The sequence below is a fragment of the Aestuariivivens sp. NBU2969 genome (assembly GCF_019931125.1).
In the GTDB taxonomy this organism is placed as follows: domain Bacteria; phylum Bacteroidota; class Bacteroidia; order Flavobacteriales; family Flavobacteriaceae; genus Aestuariivivens; species Aestuariivivens marinum.
The window spans coordinates 252,541-277,867 of the sequence record NZ_JAIOUU010000003.1; the positions used below are offsets into that span (position 1 = coordinate 252,541).

Below are 25,327 nucleotides of genomic sequence, written 5' to 3' on the forward strand. Positions count from 1 at the left end.
ATCAAAAAAACAGATTGTTTAAATTATCGTTTTATAATGAAATTCATAACCAACTTTAAGAAACATATATACAGCCTAATTGTTTGGTCTTCATTATTTATATTAATTTGTTTGAACTGCTCTAAACCTATTAAAAAAGAAGTAAAAAAGCCAAACATTATCTATGTATTGGCAGACGATCTAGGCTATGGCGATATTTCAAGTTTCAATCCAGATAGTAAAATTAACACCTCAAATATCGATAAAATTGCCAGTGAGGGAATGAGATTCATAGATGCCCATACTTCGTCGGCTGTTTGTACGCCAACACGTTACGGCATTTTAACGGGTCGCTATAATTGGAGAAGCAGACTTAAAAGTGGTGTTTTAACAGGTAAGTCTAAAGCCTTAATACCAAATTCTAGGAGTACAGTTGCCTCCATGCTAAAAACCCAAGGCTACCATACTGCATTTATTGGAAAATGGCATTTAGGTTGGGATTGGGCCTTAAAAGATGAAGACAATACCTCTGGAGAGGGCTGGAATCCTGGCGATTTTAATAATATCGATTTTTCCAAACCTATTACCAATAGCCCAAACGATTTGGGCTTCGATTATGCCTATGGCCATTCAGGATCTTTAGATATGGCACCTTATGTTTATGTTGAAAATGGAAAAGCGACCATGATTCCAGATTCGGTTACCGAAAACACGGGAAAATATTCGTGGTGGCGTAAAGGCCCAACATCAAAAGACTTTATTCATGATGATGTGACCCCAAACTTTTTTAGGAAATCCTTCAAGTACATTGCTAAAAGATCAAAAGATAAGCAACCCTTTTTCCTATACTTAGCATTACCTTCACCACATACCCCTATACTACCCTCCGAAGCATGGAAAAATAAAAGTGGGATAAATCCTTATGCCGATTTTGTAATGATGATCGACGCCTTTATGGGTCAACTAACAGAAACCTTAAAGCAAAATGATATTGAGGATAATACCATTGTTATATTTACTAGCGACAATGGCTGTTCACCACAAGCCGATTATACCGTTTTAACAGAAAAGGGACATAGTCCCAGTTCCATATACAGAGGACATAAGGCTGATATTTTTGAAGGTGGACACCGCGTACCTTTTATAATGAAATGGCCAAAAGGCATCAAAAAAGGATCTACATCAACCGAAACCATTTGCACCACCGATTTTATGGCGACCTGTGCCGAACTAACTGGTTATACATTGAAAGACAACGAAGCCGAGGATAGTTATAGTATGCTATCCCTATTTAAAGATAAAAACCTTAAACCCCCTTTTAGGGAAGCTACAGTACACCATTCTATTAACGGTAGTTTTGCTATAAGAAAAGGCGATTGGAAGCTTATTATGTGTCCTGGATCTGGAGGATGGAGTTTTCCTAGACCTTCAGACAAAGCAGCTATAGATCCCTTACCTGAAAATCAGTTATATAATTTAAAATCAGACCCCAGTGAAACTCAAAATTTAATTGCAACAAACAAAGAAAAAGCCGAAGAATTAAAAGTATTGCTCACAAAATATATTACCGAAGGCAGAAGCACACCTGGAACCCCACAAAAAAATGATCCTATTGATTTTGAGTGGAAACAAATAGAATTTATTAATGATAATATCTAATAAATCCCTTTGATTTAATTTTGGTTTTCAACAAAAAAACATCATTCCAGTAAAAACAGGAATCCATATTTTTTTAAAGATTTATCATTTAGTACCTCTCTACATTAATAGATAGCTTTAATATAATAAAGACAATGTTATTTGATCAGTCTTTTTACCTCCTCAAAATCCAATCCACCATAATTTCCCGAACTCATTAAAAGTAGTGCCTTATCTCTAAATTTTTGAGAAAATAAAAAGTCTTTAAAATCTTTAGGGTTGGTGTAAATCATTAAATCGTCGCGTTGAAACGCCTCGGCAATTTGCTCTAGGGTTACTTCCTCCAATTTTTTAATTTCAACGGCATGGGGTGAATAAAATACCACAGCCATATCGGCAGCATCTAAAGCACCTTTATATTCCTTTAAAAATTCGGCATTCAGGCTGCTATAGGTGTGTAATTCCAAGCAAGCCAACAAAGTTCTGTTTGGATATTGTTCTTTTACGGCTTGGGTTGTGGCCTGCACCTTACTGGGGGAATGCGCAAAATCCTTAAAGACTACACTTGCTTTACTTTCCGCTATCTTTTCTAAACGTTTACTCGCTCCTTTAAAGGTCGCAATGGCTTCATAAAAATCATCTTCGTCTACACCCATATGCTGACAAATCCATTTGGCACCTGCAAGATTATTTAGGTTATGCTTACCAAAAATTTCAATGGGCAGATCACCATCAGGGGTCGCCAACAAAGTTTGTCCTTTTTCAACAGTATATTCCGGAGTATGGTATGGGATCTTTCGAACAGTATTATCACTTGCTTCTACCACATGCTTTACCTCAGGGTCTTCTTCATTGTAATTAATACTGCCTCCACTAACTATGGAATCTACAAATATTTTAAACTGCTCTATATAATTTTCGAACGTTGGAAACACATTAATATGATCCCAAGCAATACCACTCAATAATGCTATATTAGGTTTGTATAAATGAATCTTGGGGCGTCTATCTATCGGGGAACTTAAATATTCGTCGCCTTCCAAGACCATAAAATCGGCATCTTCAGTAAGTTTGACCATAACATCGAAGCCTTCCAATTGGGCACCAACCATATAATCTACATCACGATCATGATACTGCATAACATGCAAAATCATTGAGGTTATAGTTGTTTTACCATGGCTACCGGCTATAACCACACGGGTTTTGTTCTTGGATTGCTCATATAAAAATTCAGGGTAACTATACACTTTTAAACCCAATTCTTGAGCCTTTAACAATTCTGGATTATCGGCTTTGGCATGCATTCCCAAAACAACGGCATCAAGCTCTTTAGTGATTTTTTCCGGAAACCACCCAAACGTATTAGGTAATAGCCCCTTGGCTTCCAGTCTGGATTTAGAAGGCTCAAAAATAGTATCGTCACTTCCCGTAATCCGATATCCTTTATTGTGTAGGGCCAATGCCAAGTTGTGCATAGCCGCACCACCTATAGCAATAAAATGTACGTTCATAAAGCAAATATCAAATTCCAAATATCAAATTCCAAATTATTTGTATAGAAGTTATTTCACCGAGATATACAGAAACCTCTACCTACCCTTAGCTTTATTATATCATGTGTTTAGATGACCTAAATATATGTTCAAGATTACAACTAAAGCTGCATAATTTTTTCCCGATATACTTTAAAGGGTTTTATTTTTGGAAGTTCGGCCAAAGCTAAATCTATATATTTTAGAGCTTCCTGTTTATTCTTTTTGTGCATATGGATCTGTGCCAATCGGTAATGCGCCCAAGCTTTTGGAACACCGTCTTGTATCGAATAATTTTCAATAAAAGCCTTTAAGCATTGCTCGCCTTTTTGGAGCTGTACATTATATTCGGCAGCAATTTTACCAATTTGGTAATGTAAAGCATTACGATTGTATTTTTGTTGGGCATCTTCAACAGTTTTAATCGCCTTATCTGGTTTATCTGTACTTTCGTAAAACGAGGTAAGTATAGAAAAACAGGTTAGTGAACCTCCAACATTAATGGCTAATCTATAATATTTTTCAGCCAATTCGGGTTCGTCGTCATACTCATAAATATAGCCCTTGGCCAGATACCCATCTACAGTTGAAAGGTTTTCCAATTCCTCAGCAAATGTTAAGGATTTACTTTTACTACCCCCTAAGATGCCGGGTAATTGCATGTACAATTCTACTAAAGCCCAACGGACTTCAATATGGTTGGGATCCAACTCGGCCGCCCTTAAAAATGATGCCTTAATATCTCCTATAAAACCCAAAGATTTAAGCTTGTTTTCCAAGGCCTTCATCCCCAAAACACCACCGTATTTATAATGGTAATTGGCCTCCAAGGCATTGACCTCCAACAACCTTTTGTACTGAACAATAGCTTGGTCCCATTTCTTTTGGTGCCCATACGCATCTCCCAATAACTCAATAGCTTGTAAATGGTTAGGGTGGTTTGTCAAAAAATCTATGATTACTTTTTCTGCCTGGAGATATTGTTGACCCTTAAAAAGGGTAGTAATGTTTTTAACATCCAATTGCCCAAACATAAGAATAGGAAAAAGAAGAAAAACTAAAAATTTATTCATAGCATATAGGTCGAAAAAGCAAAGTTAATCTTTCTACTTGACTTAAAAAATGATCAACTTTACTCAACCAATAGTAATTATTAGGTATTTATTCTGTTCTTGGATATAATTTACGGGTTAACTATGCCGGTAATATGAGCAATGGCTTTACCACCATTTAAAGCATGTATGTTCCCGAGTTTAGTAGTCATAGTGAAGGCACACGTATAACTGTAGAATAAAATTATTTTGTTGGTGGTTTGCTTGGACGCACTTCTATTTTACTCGGTAAAGTTCTCGGATTCATTTTAATCAAATCGACCACCAATTCGCCTATATCCTCTATTTGGATTTTCCAAGCATCGGAATCGTCTGGAGTATTACCGTTAAAATGTGTTGAAACCGAGCCTGGCATGATGGTACTCACTTTTATATCATGTTGTCTCAAATCCAACATCACAGCTTGGGTAAAACCAGTTAGTCCAAATTTACTGGCATTATAGGCCGATCCCTTTGCAAAAAAATTAGTGCCCGCCAAACTGGAAATGGTAATAAAATACCCTTTAGACTGTTTTAAGGCATTAACCGAAGCTTTTATGGTATAAAACACACCCGTTAAATTGGTATCGATAGTGTCTTGCCATTGTTGTGGTGTTAAATCCTCAATACTCGCAAAATACCCTAACCCGGCATTGGCAATAACAATATCCAGTTGACCAAATGTTTCTAAAACCAATTTCACCGCTTCCTGCTGACTTTTAAAATTTCTCACATCAGCTTGAATTCCCATGGCAGTTGCATTACAACTATTATTAGCATTCAACTCTTGAGCAGCTTCTTTAGCAGATGCTTCGCTTCTACTGGTAACCGCTACCTTAATGCCTTGTTCCAATAAGGCTTGGGCTATGCCAAACCCTATTCCTTTTGATCCTCCAGTAATAAGAGCTACTTTATTTTGTAATGATTTCATTGGATTATGCTTTTGGTAAAGCTACGAAAAATGAAGTTGAAGTTTTAAGACTTTGGCGGGTATTTGCTTAACACTTTTTTTACAATGCTATTGAGGTGGACTTCCCTTTTTTCTGGCGAGACATTAGGATTAAAACTAGACTCGCTCACCGCCTGCCAAAACAGACCTTTGTTATTCTTCTCATCAACAAAATCGAATGTAATCTGTCGGTTAATATTGGCCTGTCCTACAGGCAAACCTATGGAGATACCGCCGCCTACATTTCGACCACCACCGCCAAGGCCTACACCTACGGTGCTTCTTTGTGCCTGCTGGAATTCGTTGCTTTTAATATCGATGAAAAAATCTGGTGTCTCGGATAATGAGAATCCATGTGCTTTCATTTGTAAATCAAGAGCATCCAATAACCGCTTAGTATCCAGTTCACTCAAACCTGTTTGCATATCGCTATAGTAGTTATAGGTTTTGTATTTAGAGAAATTAGTATCTTTTTCAAAATCGTAATTAACATAAATTGGTGCACAAGACACAACACACAATAATAACACTAGAAATCGCAATATATTCATCTTTTTTTTTATAAAGTTAATCAAAAATTATTCCAACAAGCTGAAAACATTATTTTTGCTAGATAAGTCGTATACCCATGCCTTTTTTTTCAGTAGTCATACCGCTTTATAACAAAGAAGCTTATATAGCAGACACCTTAAACAGTGTGCTCAACCAGACATTTGAGGACTTTGAAGTGATTATTGTTAACGATGGCAGTACAGATGGGAGTTTGGAAATGGCTTCTAGTTTTAAAGATCAACGAATTAAAATTTTTAATCAGATAAATCAGGGCGCTTCCGTTGCCAGAAACAACGGCATTGAGCAAGCACAATCTGAGTTTATCGCATTACTCGATGCTGATGACATCTGGTATAAAAATCATTTAGAAGAGCTTAAAAAGCTAATTGAAACTTTTCCGGAAGCGGGGTTGTTCTGCAGTAGATATAAAACCAAGATTTCAAAAAAACGAATGGTTAAACATGACTTTGGAGGTTTTATCGATAAAGATTATAGAGGTATTGTCCCCGATTTTTTCAAAGCTTCTTTAGTTGATAGGGTTGCTCATACCTCTGCTATAGTAGTACCAAAAAATACTTTCAACGAGTATGGGGGGTTTGAAAAAACTATCTCAAGTGGACAAGACCTAGACCTATGGATTAGAATTGCTGCTAATTGTGAAGTTGTTATCTCTAATGAAACAACCTGTATTTATAGGTTTGAAATACCAGCATCACTTTCTAAAACCCCTATTATTTCAAAACAATTAGTTGATTTTAAAAAATATGAAGAGCTAGAAAAAAGGAATAAAAGTTTGAAACAATTTTTAGACCTTTATCGTTTAGAATATGCAATACATTATCGGGTTGGAGGTAATTTATTAAAATCTAAAGAAATGCTTAACGATATTAAATCTTACATTCCTCTAATACCAAAAATTTTATTAACTCTACCTCCCATAATACTTAAAACACTTCTTATAATAAAACATCGGTTAAAAAAAGCAGGAATCGTATTTACAATTTATCGTTGATTATAACACTCTTGAATTCATTATAATTTCTAATATAATCCTCCTCATTAAACTCATCGGAAGCAATCACTAAACAAATAGCTCCAGATGAGAAATTATCTAATTCTCTCCATATCATTGATGGAATAAGCAACCCTTTGTTAGGCCTATTCAACATAACTCTTTGTCTTTTAAATCCATTATCTAAAATAACTTCAAAACTACCACTTATAGCTATTAATATAGCCGATTGCTCCTTATGGGCATGACCGCCACGTGTAGCACCACTAGGCACATCATAGAGGTAATATATACGCTTAATTGAAAAAGGAATTGTATTTTTTTCAACAACTGACAGATTGCCTCTTCCTCCTCTGTCTATTATCTTTGGGATATCTAAAAATTCAATTTTCATATATTAAGACCTTGTATTATTTTGTTCCATTGCATACGCACTACATTGATATTTAAATGTTCTATACTCTCCTTGGCATTTTTTTTACAATGAAGAAATAAATCTTGGTTATTAACTAACATACTTAAAGCTTTAGAAAAAGCATCATTATTATAATTTTCGACCAACAAACCATTTTCTCCATGCTTAATAAGCTCAGAGGGCCCAGAGTTACAATCTACTGAGACTACTGGGGTACCACAGGCTAAAGACTCTATAATCGACATTGGAAATCCTTCATACCTACTAGTTAATACTGTAAATAATGCATTTAAAACATAGCTATATGGGTTTGATTGATAGGGTTCAAAAACCACACTGTTTGAAAGGGACAACTTTTCCACTTTATCCTTTAACATCGCTTTATCTTTTCCACTACCCAAAATAATTAAATCAATTCCTTTATTTACTAGATCCGAATTCTTGTAACACTTTAACAAGAAAGAGATGTTCTTAACATCATCATCCAATCTACCAAAAAAAAGAATATACCTTTTAGGTTGCTTTTTATAAGTTCTTGAAATAGCATTTATTCTATCCGTATCAACAGGACTATAAATACGTTCAACATTTTTAAATCCGTACTTTTTTTCAATTTCAAACTTGATTTTGTCACTTACAGCAATAATTTTATCTACCTTCTTATATATAATTTTTACCAAAATAGAACTCTCTGGAAAATAATTCTTTAAAAAGTAACTATGTACAATACTTATGGTTTTAGAATTTCTGAATAATATACGATACCAGACAAATTCATTAAAAAAACGATTTCTAGTTCTGTTGTCAATTATTATGTCGAAATTGTGTTTTTTGAAATATGAGTACAGAGCTTTTGCCTTCTTAATTGCATTGATTGCTCCATTTACATCTTTTTCCAAATTAAAAAGCGTTCCTAAAAATTCATATTCAATAGAATTTTTCACAGAGACTATATGTACCTCATGTCCTTTTTGGGACAGCATAGTTGAAAGTAAAGCACTGTACCTTTCAGACCCTCCACCTCCCAAAGAAAGAGTTACTATACAAATTTTAGGCATGATGTTAATTTAATATCTTTATCGACAAATGAACACTAAAAATACTAAAAATGAAAGTTTTATTGTTTGGAGAGTACAATACATTACATTATACTTTAAAAGAAGGTCTAGAAACTTTAGGACATGAAGTTCTAGTTGTTGGTTATGGAGATGGATTTAAAAAAGTGGTTGTAGACATTAACTTTAAAGTTTACTTTAACAAGGGACTTTCAAAAAAAATCAAAATTGGAATTAATCTTTTATTTAAAATCAACATTACATCAGTTTTAATGAAATATCAATTTAATAGATCCAAGCATCTTTTTAAAGGTTTTGATGTAGTACAATTGATAAATGAAAATCCACTTTTAACAACTTCCAAAACAGCTAGAGAAATTATACAATTCCTATTCAAAAGCAATAAGAAAATTTATTTACTGTCCTGTGGCACAGATTACATTAGTGTTAAATATGCCTTTGATAAGAAATTTAGATATTCTATACTAACTCCATATTTCGAAGAAAAAGTTAAAAAAAAACAGTTTGCTCATCTATTTTATAGGATTGATTCTTCTTATAAAAAGTTACACGATTATATCTATCAAAACATCAAGGGTATTATCGCTTCTGATTTGGACTACCACCTACCTCTTATGGGCAATGAAAAATATTTAGGCATGGTTCCTAACCCCATAAATATTGAAAAATTACAAATAGTCGCCCCTAAATTGTCTGAAAAAATTCTTATTTTTCATGGAATAAACAAGGATAATTACTTTAAGAAAGGAAATGATATTTTTGAAAAGGCTTTAGAGATTATCAAAAAAAAGTATGCTTCTAAAATTGATATAGTTACCGTAGTTAGCCTTCCATATAAAGAATACATTAAATCCTATAACAATGCGCATATCTTACTAGATCAGGTTTATGCTTATGACCAAGGCTATAATGCCTTAGAAGCTATGGCAAAAGGGAAAGTGGTATTTACTGGTGCCGAAAAAGAATGGTTGGAATATTTTAATCTTGAAGAAGATACCGTAGCCATAAACGCTCTTCCCAATGATCAGAAAATAGCTGATAAGCTAGAGTGGTTAATATTAAATCCAAAAGAGATAAAAAAGATATCAAAAAACGCCAGAGCATTTATTGAAAAAGAACACCATTACATAAATATAGCAAAAACCTACATCTCTAAGTGGAAATAAAACTAATGGCTTTAGAGTTTATGGATTGTTATTTTTGTTTAGTTTATAAAAATTACCCCAAACTACTATTATAACAACTACAAGATAAACAATGAACCTATAAAAATGGGCCATTACAACCCCTGTAGCTCCATACACATCTACTAGATACTTGGAAAAGACAAAAAATAAGCCCAATGAAATCAACTCCGTAAAAATAAAGCTTTTAACCAATTTCTTGGCTAAAAATTGATGAGCAATCACTAGAGAGGCAAGTCTAATAAAATCTCCCATTAACTGCCATTTAAACAGCGGCTCCAATCCTACGAAATTAGGATATATGATATTGATAATAAAATCTCTAAAAATGTATATCAACAACATTCCAAGACCGAATAATGGTAGTAACGTTTTATAAATATTAATTACTTCTTTTAAAAACCCATTTCTATCATAAATCCTCGAAAATTTGGGAATAACATATAGTGTAAATATAGCTGAGGAAAAAGCCATGTAATTCTTAGATATAAAGTTCATGGCTGTCCAATACCCTGCTTCATTCATATCTATTCTATTGGTTATCATGGTTCTTATATCCAATTCTATATAATTCAACAGCCCCGTAGAAACAAAAGACATAAGCATAAACGCTAATAACTCTTTACCTAAAGGTATTTTATAACTAAAATTTCTAATATCAATATAACGCTTTAATACTTTACCCAAAATGTAGACTATAACAACTAATTGAATAATGGGTGTTACAACAATAGAAAACAAAACGCCTTCAAGCCCATAATAATACAAGCATACAACAAGGAGAGCCACTGAAAATATGTAACTCAGTAAATCTATTACGGCATATTTCTTATATTCAGAAAAGCCATTAACAACTCCATAAAAAACTCTATTGATACCTATCACAACAGGAAGTAATGCCAATACCCTTATTAACCAAACAAAATCATGTTCAACAAATAAAATATCATTAATAGTTAGGGCAAAAAATAACATAACTGTACTAGTTAATACAGACCCCAAAAACACTAAAATAAAAGCAGTTGAAAATAGATCGCCAATCCTCTTGTTATCTTCTTTATGTTCGGCAACATATTTAACTATACCATTGAACATGCCTAAAGAAGAGGTACTAGTAATAATTTGAATAAGATTTCGTATTTGACCTATTTTGGCTATTCCTACTTCTCCAACAGTAACAGCCAACACTCTCTGAACAATTAAAGAAATAATTAACCGTATTGAAATGACCACTGTATTTACAGAAGTAATCTTAAACAAGAGGTTATTAATTAAGATCTTTTTTATGCCTTTCAAAATGTACTTTTCTGTTGCTAAATTTAGCAATAATTATTTATGGCATTAACAATCTTTTTGAGTTCCTCCATTGTAAGCGTAGGATAAACAGGCAGGCTTAGAACTTCATCATTAATCTTTTCTGTAATGGGCAATGATAAACAATTCAATTCTTTGTAAGCGTTTTGCTTGTGAATAGGAATTGGATAGTGAATTAATGTTTCGATTCCTTTTTCTAACAGATACTCCTTTAATATATCCCTCTCTTTACTTCGAATTACAAATTGATGGAAAACATGCTCTTTTAATGTATTACAATTGGGAAGTTTTATTTTTTTAGAATCAATATTTTTAAAATAGAATTGGGCAACATTCCTACGTCTGTCATTATCTAAATCCAGGTGATTTAGCTTTATCCTTAAAAAGGCTGCCTGGAGTTCATCTAACCTACAATTATAACCTTTAATGTCATTTTCATAAGCAGATATACGTCCATAATTTCTCAATCTTCTTATAGTCTTATCTAGTTCCGCGTCATTGGTAGTAATAGCTCCCCCGTCCCCTAAAGCTCCTAAATTTTTGGTAGGATAAAAACTAAACGCAGAAGCATTTGATAAATTACCTGCCTTTCTACCATCTTTATGTGTTGCTCCATGAGCTTGAGCCGCATCTTCAATAAGCAATAAATTATGGGCCTTGCAAAAAACTTCCAACTCCTCAACATCATACAAGAGACCATATAAATGAACTCCTAAAACAGCCTTTGTCTTTGGAGTTATCACTTTTAAAATTTCGATAGGATTAATATTAAAAGTCTCTATATTAGGCTCAACCAAAGTTGGTACTAACCCAGTATTACTTACCGCTAGAATTGTAGCAATGTACGTATTAGCAGGAACAATTATTTCATCCCCTTCTTTTAGTTTACCAAGCAATTTATAGGCCTCTAAAATTAATTTTATAGCGTCAAGCCCATTGCTTACCCCAATGCAATATTTTACCCCACAGTAGATAGCATAATCTTGTTCAAATTTTTTTACTTGATCTCCTAAAATATAGTTTCCAGAATCTAAAAATGATTGAAAGGAGTCCATAAACTCCTTTTGAAACCTCATGTTCACTTTATGTAAATCTAAAAACTTAATCATTCTAAATCCAAACTAAAAAAATCCTGCAAATATACTCTAGCTCCTAATTCTTCCTTTTGCTTAACTAATCCCGAACTAAAACCCTTGTCGTTGTTTTCAACAACAGTTCCCATAGAAAAGTATTCTTTATTTTCTTTTTTATACTTATAAATTAAATGTAGAAATAAATAATCCAATGCTCTAAATTTTTCTCCCTTTAAAGATGTTGCACCGTATTGAGATTTGACAACACTTCCCATTTCAAAAATGGTTATACCTGCCAATATTTCACCTTCTAAATAGATATTAAACTGTTTAATATTATTGGGAAAAGCATTTTGTAAGTTATTTATTTCAAACAATGTATGTACTGGCTTTGTATTATGTTTTTCAAGGAGTCTTTTTTTGAGTATTCTATCCCAAAAAATAGAAAGTTCATCATTTTCTTTTATTTCAAAATCATAAATTTTGGCTTTTCGAAAATGCTTCAATTTTGTTTTATGTATATTAAAAGGAAGCTTATAATCTATTGCAAAAACCATTTCACTATTAAATGTGGTGTGTTTTTTCGACAAATAATACCCCAATTCATAACTCGGCTCCGAGCAGTAAAATCCAGGTATCTGTTTTATAAAAACCTTTGAAAATCCTTTAAGTTTTAAAAAATTAATTACGGAATCAAAAATGGCCGATATTTTTAGAAATGATGTTTTTTTCTCCAATATTAACCCGCCGTAAGTTAAACCTTGATGTGAATAAATTGAATTACTTACTTTATTGGCAGGCATTAGCGCTACTAGTTTCTTATTTTTGTATACCAAAAGCGAATAATCTTCAAACCTATCCGCATGGTATTCCATAAAATCCCTATAAAAAAGAAATGTAGCATTCTTAGCACTTGAAACAAAACGGTCCCATTGTGCCTTATATTCTGGTTTATATCTTTTTACTGATAAAATCACTACGGTTTTAATAGATGAATAAAGTTAATTTGAAACTTTGTTAAATACAACTTCACCCTTTTCATTTATATATTCATAAATACCTGATGGCGCTCCTTTTTCTATAACCGTAAAACTCTTATCGGGCTGTAAATTATGTAATAGTTTGTCATCCTCACTTAGATAAGCAAACAAGACCCTAAATAAATTAACATTTGTTTTTAATTGATCGTCATACTTTTGAAGCGTTTCTTTACCCCACTTTATAGCTAAAGCTGTTGAGAAAATAGAATAAATTAAATCTCGGTCCGTTTGTTTTATTTTACACTCCATAGTATAATCAAAACCAACAAATCCTCCATGGTCTGCTATTATAACTATAATTCCATTTTTATCTTGATCTTCTATTTCTTCAATTATTTCCTTTAACCATCTATTACTTTTTTCTAATTGATTAAGATAATTTACTCTTTCTATATCTCTCCCACTCGAATAGCTTTTATATGTACTTATATGACCTGGCTGAAGTTTTTCTATAAAAAAGAAATTTGGCTGACTATTATTAATTATACATTCTTTAAAATCCCGTAAAATATCTTTATTCATTTCAAAACCCTTTCCTAAAAAGGACACTTCACCTAACTCTATATTGCAGTAATCGTAACCCATTTCTGGCCTGTTAAGTAACAAATAAGATTTTTCTAGCAACAAATTGGTTTTATAGCCATTTTGCTTAAAAACCTTTACTACAGGGTTTTCGCCAACAATAATATCTCTAGCATTATATAATTCTTTATAACTACTATTAGTGTTATTATAATTACCATTAGTGTTATTATAATAATGATGCTTCATACAAAACATGGAGCTATTTGAAGATAAGGTCGAAAAATAGTTGCTTCTAAAATTGTTATATAGTTTAAACTTTTTATCTTTTAAAAAGACTTCAAATTCACTATTGTTATATTGATAATAACCTCTTTCTAACTCTGAAAAATTTGGGTAACCATCAGGCTGAATAATATAAATATTAGGTTTTCTTTTAAATTCAACATTAATAATTGAGTCCGGTTGTATTGCCCATTCATTATTGCAATTGAACTGTTTATTTATATCTGGAAGCAACATTGGTAAAACAATAAGTGCCATTATTAGTTGTAGCATTACTATTTTTTCAAAATGTTTCTTTATAAGTATCGCAATAAACAAAGCCAATATAATTGCGATTAGCAAAATTTTTAACTTAAGACCATATATACTTAAAGTAATTAAAAATATAAAAAGGCAGATATTTAGAATTGGAACAACATATTCATATTGTTTTACAGACAAATACTTTTTACTAAATCTAGCTAAAAGGTTAAATACTCCCACTGGTATTAAAATAAATGTCAATAAAAACATAAATAATTGCTCCCATGAATTTACCAACGTAAAATTAGAATTGTAATAATATAATATTGGATAAAGTCCTGCAGATACCGCAGAAATTGTAGGATTTAATTTTTCCTTTTCAAAAAAATAAATGATTCTACTTCTAATTTTAACTATCATTCCTTTCTTTTAAGTAAATACATGATGCGATTGGAATCGACAATAAGTTCTTTCTCCAAAATACTGAAATAAACAGTATAACTCTTTTCGAAGAAATTGACATTATAAAAATCAAAATAATCTTCAAATTCCCCTTTTGTTTTCAATAAGCGCTGTACCCAAGAATCTTCACGCTTTGGAAACTCTATAATCAAATATTTAGAAAAAGAAGCCAAAAACTCAGCGGACCTTAGAAAAGGCACATTCCCCGACAAAGTTAAATGGTGTATTACAGCCAAAGCCATTGTAACATCTGGTCTAAAGGCTTTAATTCGTTCTAAAAAAGAAGCTCTTTCGGTATTATTAAACCCTATAGAAGGAGACGGATTTAACACATCTATAACTAAGGGTAATATGTATTTTTCTTGATTAGCTTTTACCAATTTAAAATTTAAATCAACCGCATTATTATCTATGTCACAAACAAGTGCTGTTTTCAATTTTCTATTTATTCTTCGAACAAAAGTACCGTCATTACCTCCTATATCAACTAATGTTTCTGCCCCTAACTTATTCACCCATTTATCTACAAGCTTCGATTTTAATATAAAGCTTGATTCCGAGTAATTTGTTTTAGAATAATAATTTCCCCACTCACTATCCGTCTCAATCTGAAAGTTATTTATGTAATCGAATAAACCTTTTACTATATTTAGTTGGGCTTTTTTTGAGAGCTTGGCTTCTTTTATTTTTCCTTTGTAATCTTCACTATGCTTGCTTTCAAACTTTGCCAATAAATGTATATTTGAATACAAAAAAGGGTTTAATTTCGTTTTTAATGGCAACATTGAAGATAACATATTCAAGGGTATTCCATCAATAAAATCCACCATTAAACCCAAAGCTTTAGGCCCAATATATTTTGCTAAAACCAAAGGTCCCAAAAAGTGTATTATAAATTGCTTGTAAGCCCGCCAAGGTTTATTTTCCTGATAAAAATCGAAAGACAATGAATCTATAAAAACCGCTTTCCCTTTATGAAAAACAACATTAAAGGCAGATGCGTCTTTAAGAGTGAAATTATGATCTAAGCAATATTTCTGTAATTTTAATGTTAAAAGTGCTGCTTCCTTATATTGATTAAAACCCCATTCGTAAGGATAAGTAATAAACGGAATTTGTTCTGGCTGAATTATTATTTCTGTATCATTAACCTTAATTTCTTCGTGTCTAATTAAAAGTCCTGCAGAGAATAAATTATTATAAAAACCTTCCTCCTTAAATTTAAAGTACTGTTTGAAGTAAATAGGATTGATACAACGTTTTATAAGACCATTTTCAATAAAAACATAACCAGACGGGTCTCTAAATGAAGCTGAATGAAAACTTCTATTATTCACTCTTTTTACTTTTTTTCTATATCACTATCTGTAACATCAATGTCATTAAGCGCATTTTTCTCTTTAGCCAAACCAAAAAACAGCTTCATTTTATAAACTAAATTTTTTGAAAACAACAAAACTCCTGCTACAGCAGCCACAATAGCTTGAATAATCATAGCTCCTAAACCCGGATCAAAATAAAGAAAATTCATAATTTAATATTTTCAACTTATAATTAATGGAACCTTTTTTATAAAATAGTATAAACGTTACTACTCAACCCTCTGATTATCCACTCCAAACAACGAACTTCCGAAAATAAGCAATATCAAACCAAAATACATTGTATAGCTTACTAAATGACCAATAACGGCACCTTCTACTCCAAATAGCTTTATAAAATAAATACTAGTTACATATAGGATAATTACCAAAAAGGCTTCAGTGACAATGTAATGCCAAAACATCTTCTTAGCAAGGAATTGATAAGCAATAACAGTTGACAAAACCTTAACAAAGTCACCCAATAGCTGCCATAAAAACAACTCCTCGACCGGTTCAAATTCTTCTGAAAAAACAACAGTAACAATCACAGATCTCAACAAATAAATAAGAATTAGTCCCAGTGCAAACATGGGCACTACTGCTTTGTAAAAATTAAATACTTCCTTTCTAAATTCTTTTACCGTGTCTATTTCAGCAAATCTTGGTAATATATAAAATGCCATAAGCGCAGTAACAAACATAAGATAATACTTAGAAATACGTGTCATGGCTTCCCAAAATCCTGCGTCCTTATAGCTTACATACTCTATAATGTAAGATCTGATAGCAATTAAAACCAAGGGTAAAATTATTGCTGAAAACAAAGCCATCATGGAATAAGGGCTTAATTTCTTAATAACCCAAAAGCTAATTTCTTTAACCTGAATCAAATTTGATAAACTCTTTCTGTTTATAATTCCCACCAACGTAATTAAAAAAATCAACGCTTCGGCAATGGCAACAGAAATTAACGCCCCATCTATTCGCTTCTGATATATTAAAATCAATGCAACCGATAACCCGAGTGTCTGCCCAATGATATTGATTACTATCAAATTTTTATACTTGGCAAACCCATTCATTATAGAAAACGAAAACATATTTAATGCATAAAAAGGAAGCACAATGGCAAAAATCTTTATAACATAGGCATAGTTATTATAATCGGGAAAGATTAAGTCGTTAATGGATTCAGCAAAAAAATAGCAAAGGAAAGATAGTAAAATCGTAACCACAAACCCCAAGTAAAATACCGTTGAAATCGTTTTACCCAACCTAACCACATCCTCCCTAAAATCTGCTATGTACTTTACTGCCCCATTATATACCCCAACAGTAGAAACAGATTGAATGGAACTCGTAAAATTTCTTAAGTTACCTATAAGTGCAAGACCTTCAGCTCCAATAAACAATGCTATAGCCTTTGAAGTTAAAATACCCGATAGCATCTTTACAAAAACCGAAACCATTTTTAAAGATGCAATTTTAACTAAAACTTTGCTATTTATATACGCTAATAGTCTCTTCAATTATAATTAATTAGCTGTTTTTGATAAACAAATCGAAAATCTTAAATTCTATAAACGAATTCATCCCTCTCTTTAATGACCAAATATACAAATCGTTTAAGGAACTAATGGTTTGAAAAAAATTTAATTGTTTTCTGGAACTGGCTTTTGCAACAGATAATAAAAATTAACTGAAAAAATTGCCACATTAGCAATTATTATAGGCAAACCTATTCTTAATGAGGGCATTAAAAACCCGTACAAAATAAATAAAATACATCCAATCATATTCACAAGGCGTAACTTTTTAATGCCCTTCATTGTAAAAGAAAGCAGCACCATTGAGGATGCTAAATACCCTATGTATTCCAATACAGTAACTCCAAAAAACTCCATAAACAATATTAATAAAAAAAGGGGAAACCTTTAAAAGCTTTCCCCATTTTACTTTATAAACAATCGCTTTTTAAATGGCTTTACTGCGCTTGCGCTCTACTTCGGTCAATAATATTTTACGTAATCGCAGATGGTTTGGGGTTACTTCAACATATTCATCTTTTTGGATATATTCCAATGCTTCCTCTAAAGAAAATTTAATTGCTGGTACTATTCTAGCTTTATCATCTGCACCAGCAGAACGGACGTTACTTAGTTTTTTTGTTTTTGTTACATTTACCACCATATCATCTCCTCGTGAATTTTCACCAATTACCTGGCCTTCATAAATATCTTCTCCCGGATCGATAAAAAACTTCCCACGTTCCTGTAACTTATCTATAGAATAAGGAATAGCTTGTCCGTTTTCCATAGACACTAAACTACCGTTCTGGCGTTCTGGAATACCACCTTTTAATGGTTGATATTCCTTAAAGCGATGAGCCATAATAGCTTCTCCTGCAGTAGCAGTAAGCAATTGATTCCTTAATCCTATAATGCCTCGTGAAGGCACAACAAACTCACATACCATACGATCACCCTTGGCTTCCATACTTATCATTTCCCCTTTCCTCATAGTTACCATTTCTATAGCTTTGCCAGAAACTTCTTCAGGTAAATCTATAGTCATTTCTTCAACAGGTTCACATTTTACACCGTCAATTTCTTTTATAATTACCTGAGGTTGACCTATCTGCAATTCATACCCTTCACGTCGCATGGTTTCAATCAATACCGATAAATGCAGTACACCACGACCAAACACCATAAACTTATCGGCACTATTGGTTTCTTCCACCCTTAAGGCCAAGTTTTTCTCCAACTCTTTGGTTAAGCGCTCTTTTATATGGCGAGAAGTAACATACTTACCGTCCTTACCAAAAAATGGGGAATCGTTAATGGTAAATAGCATACTCATAGTTGGTTCGTCTATAGCAATGGTTTTTAAACCTTCAGGGGTTTCCCAATCGGCAACAGTATCACCAATCTCAAAACTTTCCAAACCTACAATCGCACAAATATCGCCAGCAAAAACCTCATCTACTTTTTTACGGCCCAAGCCTTCAAAGGTATGCAGTTCTTTAATTTTAGATTTCACTATACTACCATTTCTTTTTACCAAGGAGATATTCTGATTAACTTTTAGCTCTCCTCGCGTTAAACGCCCAATAGCAATTCGCCCTGTAAAAGATGAATAATCGAGCGAAGTAATAAGCATTTGCGTTGTTCCCCTTTCAATTTTAGGAGATGGAATATGTTCGATAACCATATCTAATAACGGCTCAATATTTTTGGTTTGCTTTTGCCAATCGGTGCTCATCCAGTTATTTTTTGCCGAACCATAAACGGTTGGAAAATCCAACTGCCATTCTTCAGCACCCAATTCAAACATTAAATCGAATACCTTTTCGTGTACCTCATCTGGAGTACAGTTTTCTTTATCCACTTTATTGATTACCACACACGGTTTAAGGCCCAAATCAATAGCCTTCTGTAAGACAAAACGGGTTTGTGGCATGGGGCCTTCAAAAGCATCAACCAATAGCAGTACTCCATCAGCCATATTGAGTACACGCTCTACCTCACCACCAAAATCGGCGTGGCCTGGTGTATCTATAATATTAATTTTTGTGTCTTTATAAGTTACCGAAACGTTTTTTGAGGTAATGGTTATACCACGCTCACGCTCCAAGTCGTTATTATCGAGAATTAAATCGCCTGTGTTTTCGTTCTCACGGAACAATTGGCAATGGTACATAATTTTGTCTACCAAGGTCGTCTTTCCATGGTCTACATGCGCAATAATTGCAATGTTTTTAATATTAGCCATAACTACATGCCTTAATTTAAGCGTGCAAAGGTACGCTATATTTTAACATGCAAGCTATTAAATGTCAATATTTCTATGGATAATTAAACTATCTTTGCAGCAAACTTTGTAAAACACATTAATTATATCAATGAACCTTCAAGACATTCCAAAACTAAAACATATTAATTCTGATAATTTTTTCTTATTGGCTGGTCCATGTGCTATCGAAAGCGAAGATATGGCCTTACGTATAGCAGAAAAAGTGATTATCATAACTAATAAGCTTGAAATTCCATATGTGTTTAAAGGAAGCTTTAAAAAAGCTAATAGAAGTAGAATTGATAGTTTTACTGGAATTGGTGACGAAAAAGCATTAAACATTTTAAAGAAAGTCTCGGAAACCTTTGATTTACCTACCGTAACAGATATCCATGAAGTTTCTGATGCTGCATTTGCAGCGCAATATGTTGATGTATTGCAAATCCCTGCCTTTTTGGTTCGTCAAACTGACCTGGTTGTCGCAGCAGCCGAAACTGGCAAGGTAGTGAATCTAAAAAAAGGACAGTTTATGAGTCCTGAAGCCATGAAACATGCTGTGCAAAAGGTAAAAGATGCTGGAAATGAAAACGCATGGATAACCGACAGAGGCACCATGTTTGGTTATCAAGATATGGTAGTGGACTTTAGAGGCATTCCTACCATGCGTCAATATGCTCCAACTATTTTAGATGTTACCCATTCACTTCAACAACCTAACCAAACCATTGGTGTAACAGGAGGCAGACCAGATATGATTGAAACCATTGCACGTGCAGGGGTAGTAAACAATGTGGATGGGCTCTTTATTGAAACCCATTTTGATCCTGCGAATGCTAAAAGTGATGGTGCCAATATGTTACATTTGGATAATTTGGAACGACTGCTAACCAATTTAGTAGAAATTAGAAAAACGGTTAATCGTTTACAGTAAACAGCATTCATTAGGCAGTTGCAATCGCCTTTACAATTTTAAAATTTATGCGGATTTATGTCTTGAAGATAAAAGAATAATAACCAAAGATGAAAACAGGTAAATAGTGACAAGTGATTAAATCCAAATCTCAAACTTAAAAGCCAGAAACCTTTAACCTAAATAAACCAAGCCTTATTACTGTTTCGTATCCCTTCTGCTGCGGCATGCAACAACTCTTGGAAATGTTCATGATCTAAATCTTCTATTGATCTTAATTGAATAGAGCGCACTTGCTTTCGATTATTGTCATCTTTTAATACAGGATACTCATTTTCTAATAAAATACCCTGCACAAAAGCCACATCCACATAGTCCTTTCCCTTCAAAATATTTAAGTACAGCATGGGCTTTTTTCCAATGTTATAAAACGGAATCTTGTAACTGTAACGTTCAACCACATCGGGAAGCGTATTCAAAATAACACTCCTAACATAGAGCATAATAGATTGATAGGGTTCTTTTTGATTAAAGAAATATTGTTCTACGGGTTTCATTATTCATTGAATATTTTGCTAAAATCTTCAGTAAACTTGCACAAATATATAAAGAGTTTATAAGGTTATTGCCAATAAATAATGATTCATTAGTTAGTCGACTTCTTGCTTTGTTTGCCTCGGCAATACTTCTTCAGGGAATGGGAACAGTATGGTTGAATTTTTCTCTGATGCAATATTAGATAAGGTCTGATACAATCTTAATTTAATGGCCGATGGGGATTGGTCTATTAATTTACCGGCCTCTAATAACTTACCGGCGGCTTGCTCTTCAGCCAAAGCTAAAATAATGCGTGCCCTTCTAGAACGTTCGGCTTCTGCCTGATTAGCCATCATGCGTTTCATGTTTTCTGGTAATTGGATGTCTTTTATTTTAACATCTATAATCTCAATACCCCATTCCTTGGTTTCAACCTCAACAATATTCTTAATGTTTTTACCCATTTCTTCCCGCTTGGACAAAATGGTATCCAATTCAACTTTACCACAAACATCCCGTAAAGCAGCCTGAGATAACTGTGTAATGGCAAACTTGTATTCTTCAACTTCCAAAACAGCCATTTCTGGATCTATGACTTTAAAAAACACCACGCCATCTATACTGCATGGTACGTTATCTTCAGTCATTACTTCCTGTGAAACCACGTTTATAGTAATGACCCTAATATCTACTACTTGAATTGTCTCAACTAAAGGAATAATCCATCTAAATCCAGGCTGTAAGGTTTTAACATATTTACCAAACCTGAATTTTAAAGCGCGTTTGTATTCAAAAATTATACGTATACCTGAAAACAGAAATACAACAAGAAAAACCATAAACAATAAAGGAGGATTCATAACACATTTTTTTAGAGTTAACAAACAGTTTATTACCCTATAAGGTAATGTTTTTTCACCAACTATAAAAGGATATTCATCAAATTAATCTTGAGCTTATGTATTTCTATCCTATTGTTTATATGTGATTATTCTTTTCTGTTTTTTTCCTGAAGATTTCTAACAATTTTTGTAGCCATACCTCTTGAAACAAAGCGATTTATAGTTGCAAGGAACTTATTGATTAATCCAGGGATAGCTACTGTTTTTCCTTTTTGCATAGCATTATAACCATATTGGGCAACATCCGATGGGCAAGCCATGTTAAAACTAATTTTATTTTCTGTAGTTTTTTCTGAAACCACACCCTGAAAGGCCGTTTTTGTAGGACCTGGACATAATACTGTTACCGTTACTCCAGTCCCCTTAACTTCATTAGCTATAGCTTCAGAAAATGACAATAAATACGATTTTGAAGCATAATAAATTGACATGAGTGGACCAGGTTGAAATGCGGCAAGAGACGATATATTAAGAATTCTACCAGATCCTCGTTTTACCATTCCCCCCAATACTAATTTTGTTAAATGCGTACTAGTAATAACGTGCACATACAACATATCCAATTCTCTTTGCCATTCTGTATTGGCAAACGTTCCAAACAATCCAAAACCGGCATTATTTACTAAAACATCAATAATAACATCAATTGCTTCTATAATTTCATTGGCAACATTTGGTTTACTCAAATCTTTAACCATAACATCAACCTTGCAACTATAGGATTTTGTAATTTCTGTCCTGACTTCATTCAGTTTTCCTGAATCAACATCTATTAAAATTAGATTATATTCATCATTAGCCAACAGCAATGATAATTCATAGCCCAACCCAGAAGCTGCTCCTGTTATTAATGCTGTTTTAGTCATAAAATTAAATTAGAAAAATAGGATCGGCCTACTCTTTTTCGTCTACATAGTCTTGTAAATAGGCAAACCGTTCTGTAAGCTTTCCTTTATCTGTAATCTTGGCCCGTTGCAATACCTCATCTTTATCATTATTGTAAAAAGCTGGGATAACATGTTCAAAAAACATATCCCCAAAACCTTCACTTGCATCCTTTGGCAATTCGCATGGTAGATTATCAACAGCCATAACTGTAATGGCATTTTTGGCATCGAAAGCCACTTCGCTTTCAGTTTTCGGATCATAACCATAAAACGGATCGGCAATGGTTGAAGGCCTTAAGGTGCTGGCTACTGGTCCATCAACATCACAACTAATATCAGCTACCAAATTGATGTTAAAATCGGGGTGTTTAGCATCTTCCCTTGTAAATAAAAAAGGAGCTCCATCACCATAAAAATGACCAGCTATAAAGAAATCTGTTTGCTTGGCATAAGGCATAAAATTGCTCACATAACCACTGGGATCAATATAAAATTCCTGTGTATTACCAACCTTACCATCTTTACGCTTACTATATTCCATAACATCTACCTTACAATATACTGGTTCGGTAAATTGTGATGTTAAATACAAGGCATCGCTTACCTCCTTAACTCCTAAATAATCTAAAATTTCCTGAGCACCACGTGCTACTTTGCCCGTACCGGAAAGTAAAATTTTAATGTTGGGAAGTTTTATTTTATCCAATTCGGCCTTTAAAACATCTAAATCGGCCAAAGATTCCACCTTGGGCAAGCTATAGAATTTATCCCTCAAACCTAAAGCCCTTAGTCCATTGTATGTTCCCACTAATCCCGCATAACGTCCAAAACCTATTAATCTAAACCCTCTATCGTCAACAATAGCCTCATGGTCGTAAAGCTCTATGTTCTTTTCCAATATGGCTTGTAGTAGTTTTCTATTGTAAGGTTGCTTTTTTATGGTATGTGAAAAGAAAAAATATTTTTTATTAGGAATTAAAGCTTCAATAGGAACTTCCTTAACACCTATCATAACATCACAATCGGTTATATAATCGGTTACTTCAAAACCTGCCTCTTCATATTGTTCATCTGTAAAAATTCTAATATCGGACGGTTCTACTTTAAAAGTGGCGTTGGGAAATTGTGTTTTGACATCTTTTAGTTTTGATGGCGAAAACACTACCCTACGATCTGGTGGATTTTTGCGTTCTTTAATAATGGCAAACTTCATGTGTTATTTGGAATAATTTTTGCGCTAAAATACTCGGATTTATAATGAATTACAAAGTTTTTGGTAACTTTGCTGATACATTAAGATTTGGTGGCTTCGAGAACCTCAGCCTCCAAAATCAAATATAATACATTACCTTAAATCAAGAAGAATCCTGCTTTTGCATGAAACTGGGGTCGACTGGTTTTGACAGCGAGATGTATTGAATGGTAAGCACGTCGTGTAAGGGTTTTGAAACACGTAAAAGGCTAGACCAAATTTTAAACGGCGAGAATAACTACGCTTTAGCTGCTTAATAACCGAATTATAGTAGGTTCAAGCCTTTGTCCCGCAAGGCGGGAAAGCTAAATGTCTCTTGAAAGCCTTGGTTTATGGCGTTCTATATAGAGGCATCGTAAAAGTAAACCTAGAGGTATTAGTGCATCGATAACACTTCGAAATTTAAGATGATAAGCTAAAAGTAGATGGTTTTTAGTCGGCTTTTAGTCGAAAACGAAATAAAAACTAAACGTGTAGAAAGCCTTTTGGTAACTTGTTTGGACGAGAGTTCGATTCTCTCCGACTCCACAAAAAAAACCTCCTTAAACTTTTACAGCTTAAGGAGGTTTTACTTTATTGAAATGAAATTTATTCTTCTGTCATTGTCTCTTCTTCCATGGCTTCATCCTTTTGCATTAAATGAGCTAAAAGCCCTGAAAAATCACCGTAAATTTGCTGTAACAAAATTTTTCCTTCATCATTAAAGTCAAACGATTCGTAGAGTTTAATAACTCCTGATCTGGCTTCAGTAGAATCAGTTGCGGGTAATGTTACTTCCCAAGTACTATAATGCCTTACCGAACCATCTGGCTTTTTAGTGTCTGGATTTACACCTGGCAATAATACTGGTTCATTAAGCATTTTAAAATCGAAATACTCCCATGACCTTTTATCAGACGCTTTCAATTCCTCAAGAGTAATGGTATCTTTTTTAGATCCAAACATAGTCTCTAACATGATAAAATCATCGGCATAAACCGAATAATCTAAATTTTCATCTTGCCATTGTTGCAGGTTAGCCAATACGGTTTTGGAGTTTTCTTCAAATTTAATTTGAGCTGAATTGTCGACCTTTTCTTCACATGATACAAAAAGTAATGCAATACATAAAAAAGAAAAAACTGTTTTCATAGTTAAGTGATTTTAGTGTTAAGTTAACTAAGTTACAAAAAATACTAACCCCTTTCTTGTAAAGAGTTTATTTTTTAAAACTTACCTTCACTAGCGTCCAAAAGTTTTAATTTTAAAGTAGCCTGAGAATCCCGTATTTTAGATTTGTGATAAAAAAATACGAATTATGGGACTCTTCA

General features: G+C 33.3%; 23 protein-coding genes and 1 other RNA gene. 5 read left to right on the plus strand and 19 right to left on the minus strand.

The annotated features are described in order from the left end of the window. Nucleotides 1-36: 36 nt before the first annotated feature. On the plus strand, nucleotides 37-1,638 hold the full coding sequence (locus tag K7G79_RS04170) for an arylsulfatase (protein ID WP_223549433.1): 1,602 nt from the start codon (nucleotides 37-39) through the stop codon (nucleotides 1,636-1,638). 137 nt (nucleotides 1,639-1,775) lie between these two features. Here the strand turns inward: K7G79_RS04170 and murC are convergent, their stop codons facing one another. The 4 genes from murC to K7G79_RS04190 form a co-directional block, all read right to left on the minus strand. Beyond that, the gene (murC, locus tag K7G79_RS04175; protein ID WP_223549435.1) at nucleotides 1,776-3,131 is read right to left on the minus strand and encodes a UDP-N-acetylmuramate--L-alanine ligase; all 1,356 of its coding nucleotides are present in this window, start codon (nucleotides 3,129-3,131) and stop codon (nucleotides 1,776-1,778) included. Nucleotides 3,132-3,274: 143 nt separating this feature from the next. Further along, the gene (locus K7G79_RS04180; RefSeq protein ID WP_223549437.1) at nucleotides 3,275-4,225 is read right to left on the minus strand and encodes a lipopolysaccharide assembly protein LapB; all 951 of its coding nucleotides are present in this window, start codon (nucleotides 4,223-4,225) and stop codon (nucleotides 3,275-3,277) included. 223 nt (nucleotides 4,226-4,448) lie between these two features. After that, nucleotides 4,449-5,174, minus strand: coding sequence for an SDR family oxidoreductase (locus K7G79_RS04185; protein WP_223549439.1), 726 nt, complete (start codon nucleotides 5,172-5,174; stop codon nucleotides 4,449-4,451). A 44-nt stretch (nucleotides 5,175-5,218) separates the two neighbouring features. Then, nucleotides 5,219-5,743, minus strand: coding sequence for a DUF4136 domain-containing protein (locus tag K7G79_RS04190; protein WP_223549441.1), 525 nt, complete (start codon nucleotides 5,741-5,743; stop codon nucleotides 5,219-5,221). Nucleotides 5,744-5,820: 77 nt separating this feature from the next. Here K7G79_RS04190 and K7G79_RS04195 point away from each other — a divergent pair, with 77 nt between their 5' ends. Beyond that, nucleotides 5,821-6,756 carry a glycosyltransferase family 2 protein gene (locus K7G79_RS04195; protein ID WP_223549443.1) on the plus strand — a complete coding sequence of 312 codons (936 nt, stop codon included), beginning with the start codon at nucleotides 5,821-5,823 and terminating at the stop codon, nucleotides 6,754-6,756. Here K7G79_RS04195 and K7G79_RS04200 read toward each other — a convergent pair. Together K7G79_RS04200 and K7G79_RS04205 are read right to left on the minus strand one after the other, a co-directional pair. Next, nucleotides 6,740-7,150 carry an FdtA/QdtA family cupin domain-containing protein gene (locus K7G79_RS04200; protein ID WP_223549445.1) on the minus strand — a complete coding sequence of 137 codons (411 nt, stop codon included), beginning with the start codon at nucleotides 7,148-7,150 and terminating at the stop codon, nucleotides 6,740-6,742. The two genes, K7G79_RS04195 and K7G79_RS04200, sit on opposite strands and share 17 nt — an antisense overlap. Further along, nucleotides 7,147-8,229, minus strand: a complete 1,083-nt coding sequence (locus K7G79_RS04205) for a glycosyltransferase (RefSeq protein ID WP_223549447.1) — start codon at nucleotides 8,227-8,229, stop codon at nucleotides 7,147-7,149. Before K7G79_RS04205 ends, K7G79_RS04200 begins: the two co-directional genes overlap by 4 nt. Nucleotides 8,230-8,279: 50 nt before the next feature. On the opposite strand from K7G79_RS04205, the gene K7G79_RS04210 reads away from it, so the two are divergent. Then, the gene (locus tag K7G79_RS04210) at nucleotides 8,280-9,413 is read left to right on the plus strand and encodes a glycosyltransferase (RefSeq protein WP_223549448.1); all 1,134 of its coding nucleotides are present in this window, start codon (nucleotides 8,280-8,282) and stop codon (nucleotides 9,411-9,413) included. A gap of 18 nt (nucleotides 9,414-9,431) precedes the next feature. Here K7G79_RS04210 and K7G79_RS04215 read toward each other — a convergent pair whose 3' ends face one another. The 8 genes from K7G79_RS04215 to typA form a co-directional block, all read right to left on the minus strand. Continuing rightward, a complete protein-coding gene (locus tag K7G79_RS04215; protein ID WP_223549450.1) occupies nucleotides 9,432-10,727 on the minus strand; it encodes an O-antigen translocase in 1,296 nt (431 codons plus the stop codon). Between the two features lie 23 nt (nucleotides 10,728-10,750). Then, complete coding sequence (locus tag K7G79_RS04220) at nucleotides 10,751-11,821, minus strand: DegT/DnrJ/EryC1/StrS family aminotransferase (protein WP_370634190.1); 1,071 nt, start codon at nucleotides 11,819-11,821, stop codon at nucleotides 10,751-10,753. A gap of 29 nt (nucleotides 11,822-11,850) precedes the next feature. Further along, a complete protein-coding gene (locus K7G79_RS04225) occupies nucleotides 11,851-12,795 on the minus strand; it encodes a FemAB family protein (protein ID WP_223549454.1) in 945 nt (314 codons plus the stop codon). Nucleotides 12,796-12,819: 24 nt separating this feature from the next. Beyond that, nucleotides 12,820-13,938: a sulfatase-like hydrolase/transferase gene (locus K7G79_RS04230; protein WP_223549456.1), complete on the minus strand. Its 1,119-nt coding sequence runs from the start codon at nucleotides 13,936-13,938 to the stop codon at nucleotides 12,820-12,822. A 386-nt stretch (nucleotides 13,939-14,324) separates the two neighbouring features. Continuing rightward, a complete protein-coding gene (locus K7G79_RS04235) occupies nucleotides 14,325-15,707 on the minus strand; it encodes a class I SAM-dependent methyltransferase (RefSeq protein ID WP_223549458.1) in 1,383 nt (460 codons plus the stop codon). A gap of 5 nt (nucleotides 15,708-15,712) precedes the next feature. Further along, entirely contained in the window at nucleotides 15,713-15,901 is a 189-nt protein-coding gene (locus K7G79_RS04240; RefSeq protein ID WP_223549459.1) for a hypothetical protein, read from the minus strand. A gap of 60 nt (nucleotides 15,902-15,961) precedes the next feature. After that, entirely contained in the window at nucleotides 15,962-17,263 is a 1,302-nt protein-coding gene (locus tag K7G79_RS04245) for an O-antigen translocase (RefSeq protein WP_223549461.1), read from the minus strand. Between the two features lie 445 nt (nucleotides 17,264-17,708). Next, entirely contained in the window at nucleotides 17,709-19,508 is a 1,800-nt protein-coding gene (gene typA, locus K7G79_RS04255; protein WP_223549466.1) for a translational GTPase TypA, read from the minus strand. A 130-nt stretch (nucleotides 19,509-19,638) separates the two neighbouring features. On the opposite strand from typA, the gene kdsA reads away from it, so the two are divergent. Beyond that, entirely contained in the window at nucleotides 19,639-20,460 is an 822-nt protein-coding gene (kdsA, locus tag K7G79_RS04260) for a 3-deoxy-8-phosphooctulonate synthase (protein ID WP_223549468.1), read from the plus strand. A gap of 158 nt (nucleotides 20,461-20,618) precedes the next feature. Here kdsA and K7G79_RS04265 read toward each other — a convergent pair whose 3' ends face one another. The 4 genes from K7G79_RS04265 to K7G79_RS04280 all read right to left on the minus strand — a co-directional run bounded on the left by K7G79_RS04265 (nucleotide 20,619) and on the right by K7G79_RS04280 (nucleotide 23,978). Then, the gene (locus K7G79_RS04265; RefSeq protein WP_223549470.1) at nucleotides 20,619-20,996 is read right to left on the minus strand and encodes a DUF1801 domain-containing protein; all 378 of its coding nucleotides are present in this window, start codon (nucleotides 20,994-20,996) and stop codon (nucleotides 20,619-20,621) included. A 93-nt stretch (nucleotides 20,997-21,089) separates the two neighbouring features. Continuing rightward, entirely contained in the window at nucleotides 21,090-21,836 is a 747-nt protein-coding gene (locus tag K7G79_RS04270; protein ID WP_223549472.1) for a slipin family protein, read from the minus strand. A gap of 128 nt (nucleotides 21,837-21,964) precedes the next feature. Then, nucleotides 21,965-22,744 (minus strand): SDR family oxidoreductase, encoded by a 780-nt coding sequence (locus K7G79_RS04275; protein ID WP_223549474.1) that lies wholly within the window; start codon nucleotides 22,742-22,744, stop codon nucleotides 21,965-21,967. A gap of 28 nt (nucleotides 22,745-22,772) precedes the next feature. Continuing rightward, complete coding sequence (locus K7G79_RS04280) at nucleotides 22,773-23,978, minus strand: NAD(P)-dependent oxidoreductase (protein WP_223549476.1); 1,206 nt, start codon at nucleotides 23,976-23,978, stop codon at nucleotides 22,773-22,775. Between the two features lie 172 nt (nucleotides 23,979-24,150). Between K7G79_RS04280 and ssrA the strand changes: the two genes are divergently transcribed. Beyond that, nucleotides 24,151-24,548, plus strand: a transfer-messenger RNA (tmRNA) gene (ssrA, locus tag K7G79_RS04285). A gap of 57 nt (nucleotides 24,549-24,605) precedes the next feature. Here ssrA and K7G79_RS04290 read toward each other — a convergent pair. After that, nucleotides 24,606-25,148: a hypothetical protein gene (locus K7G79_RS04290; protein ID WP_223549478.1), complete on the minus strand. Its 543-nt coding sequence runs from the start codon at nucleotides 25,146-25,148 to the stop codon at nucleotides 24,606-24,608. Between the last annotated feature and the right edge of the window lie 179 nt (nucleotides 25,149-25,327).

Bases quoted from the DNA above. Each gene is read 5' to 3' on its own strand.
- K7G79_RS04170 (WP_223549433.1), top strand. From the start codon at position 37: ATGAAATTCATAACCAACTTTAAGAAACATATATACAGCCTAATTGTT.
- murC (WP_223549435.1), bottom strand. From the start codon at position 3,131: ATGAACGTACATTTTATTGCTATAGGTGGTGCGGCTATGCACAACTTG.
- K7G79_RS04180 (WP_223549437.1), bottom strand. From the start codon at position 4,225: ATGAATAAATTTTTAGTTTTTCTTCTTTTTCCTATTCTTATGTTTGGG.
- K7G79_RS04185 (WP_223549439.1), bottom strand. From the start codon at position 5,174: ATGAAATCATTACAAAATAAAGTAGCTCTTATTACTGGAGGATCAAAA.
- K7G79_RS04190 (WP_223549441.1), bottom strand. From the start codon at position 5,743: ATGAATATATTGCGATTTCTAGTGTTATTATTGTGTGTTGTGTCTTGT.
- K7G79_RS04195 (WP_223549443.1), top strand. From the start codon at position 5,821: ATGCCTTTTTTTTCAGTAGTCATACCGCTTTATAACAAAGAAGCTTAT.
- K7G79_RS04200 (WP_223549445.1), bottom strand. From the start codon at position 7,150: ATGAAAATTGAATTTTTAGATATCCCAAAGATAATAGACAGAGGAGGA.
- K7G79_RS04205 (WP_223549447.1), bottom strand. From the start codon at position 8,229: ATGCCTAAAATTTGTATAGTAACTCTTTCTTTGGGAGGTGGAGGGTCT.
- K7G79_RS04210 (WP_223549448.1), top strand. From the start codon at position 8,280: ATGAAAGTTTTATTGTTTGGAGAGTACAATACATTACATTATACTTTA.
- K7G79_RS04220 (WP_370634190.1), bottom strand. From the start codon at position 11,821: ATGAGGTTTCAAAAGGAGTTTATGGACTCCTTTCAATCATTTTTAGAT.
- K7G79_RS04230 (WP_223549456.1), bottom strand. From the start codon at position 13,938: ATGCTACAACTAATAATGGCACTTATTGTTTTACCAATGTTGCTTCCA.
- K7G79_RS04240 (WP_223549459.1), bottom strand. From the start codon at position 15,901: ATGAATTTTCTTTATTTTGATCCGGGTTTAGGAGCTATGATTATTCAA.
- typA (WP_223549466.1), bottom strand. From the start codon at position 19,508: ATGGCTAATATTAAAAACATTGCAATTATTGCGCATGTAGACCATGGA.
- kdsA (WP_223549468.1), top strand. From the start codon at position 19,639: ATGAACCTTCAAGACATTCCAAAACTAAAACATATTAATTCTGATAAT.
- K7G79_RS04265 (WP_223549470.1), bottom strand. From the start codon at position 20,996: ATGAAACCCGTAGAACAATATTTCTTTAATCAAAAAGAACCCTATCAA.
- K7G79_RS04270 (WP_223549472.1), bottom strand. From the start codon at position 21,836: ATGAATCCTCCTTTATTGTTTATGGTTTTTCTTGTTGTATTTCTGTTT.
- K7G79_RS04275 (WP_223549474.1), bottom strand. From the start codon at position 22,744: ATGACTAAAACAGCATTAATAACAGGAGCAGCTTCTGGGTTGGGCTAT.
- K7G79_RS04280 (WP_223549476.1), bottom strand. From the start codon at position 23,978: ATGAAGTTTGCCATTATTAAAGAACGCAAAAATCCACCAGATCGTAGG.
- K7G79_RS04290 (WP_223549478.1), bottom strand. From the start codon at position 25,148: ATGAAAACAGTTTTTTCTTTTTTATGTATTGCATTACTTTTTGTATCA.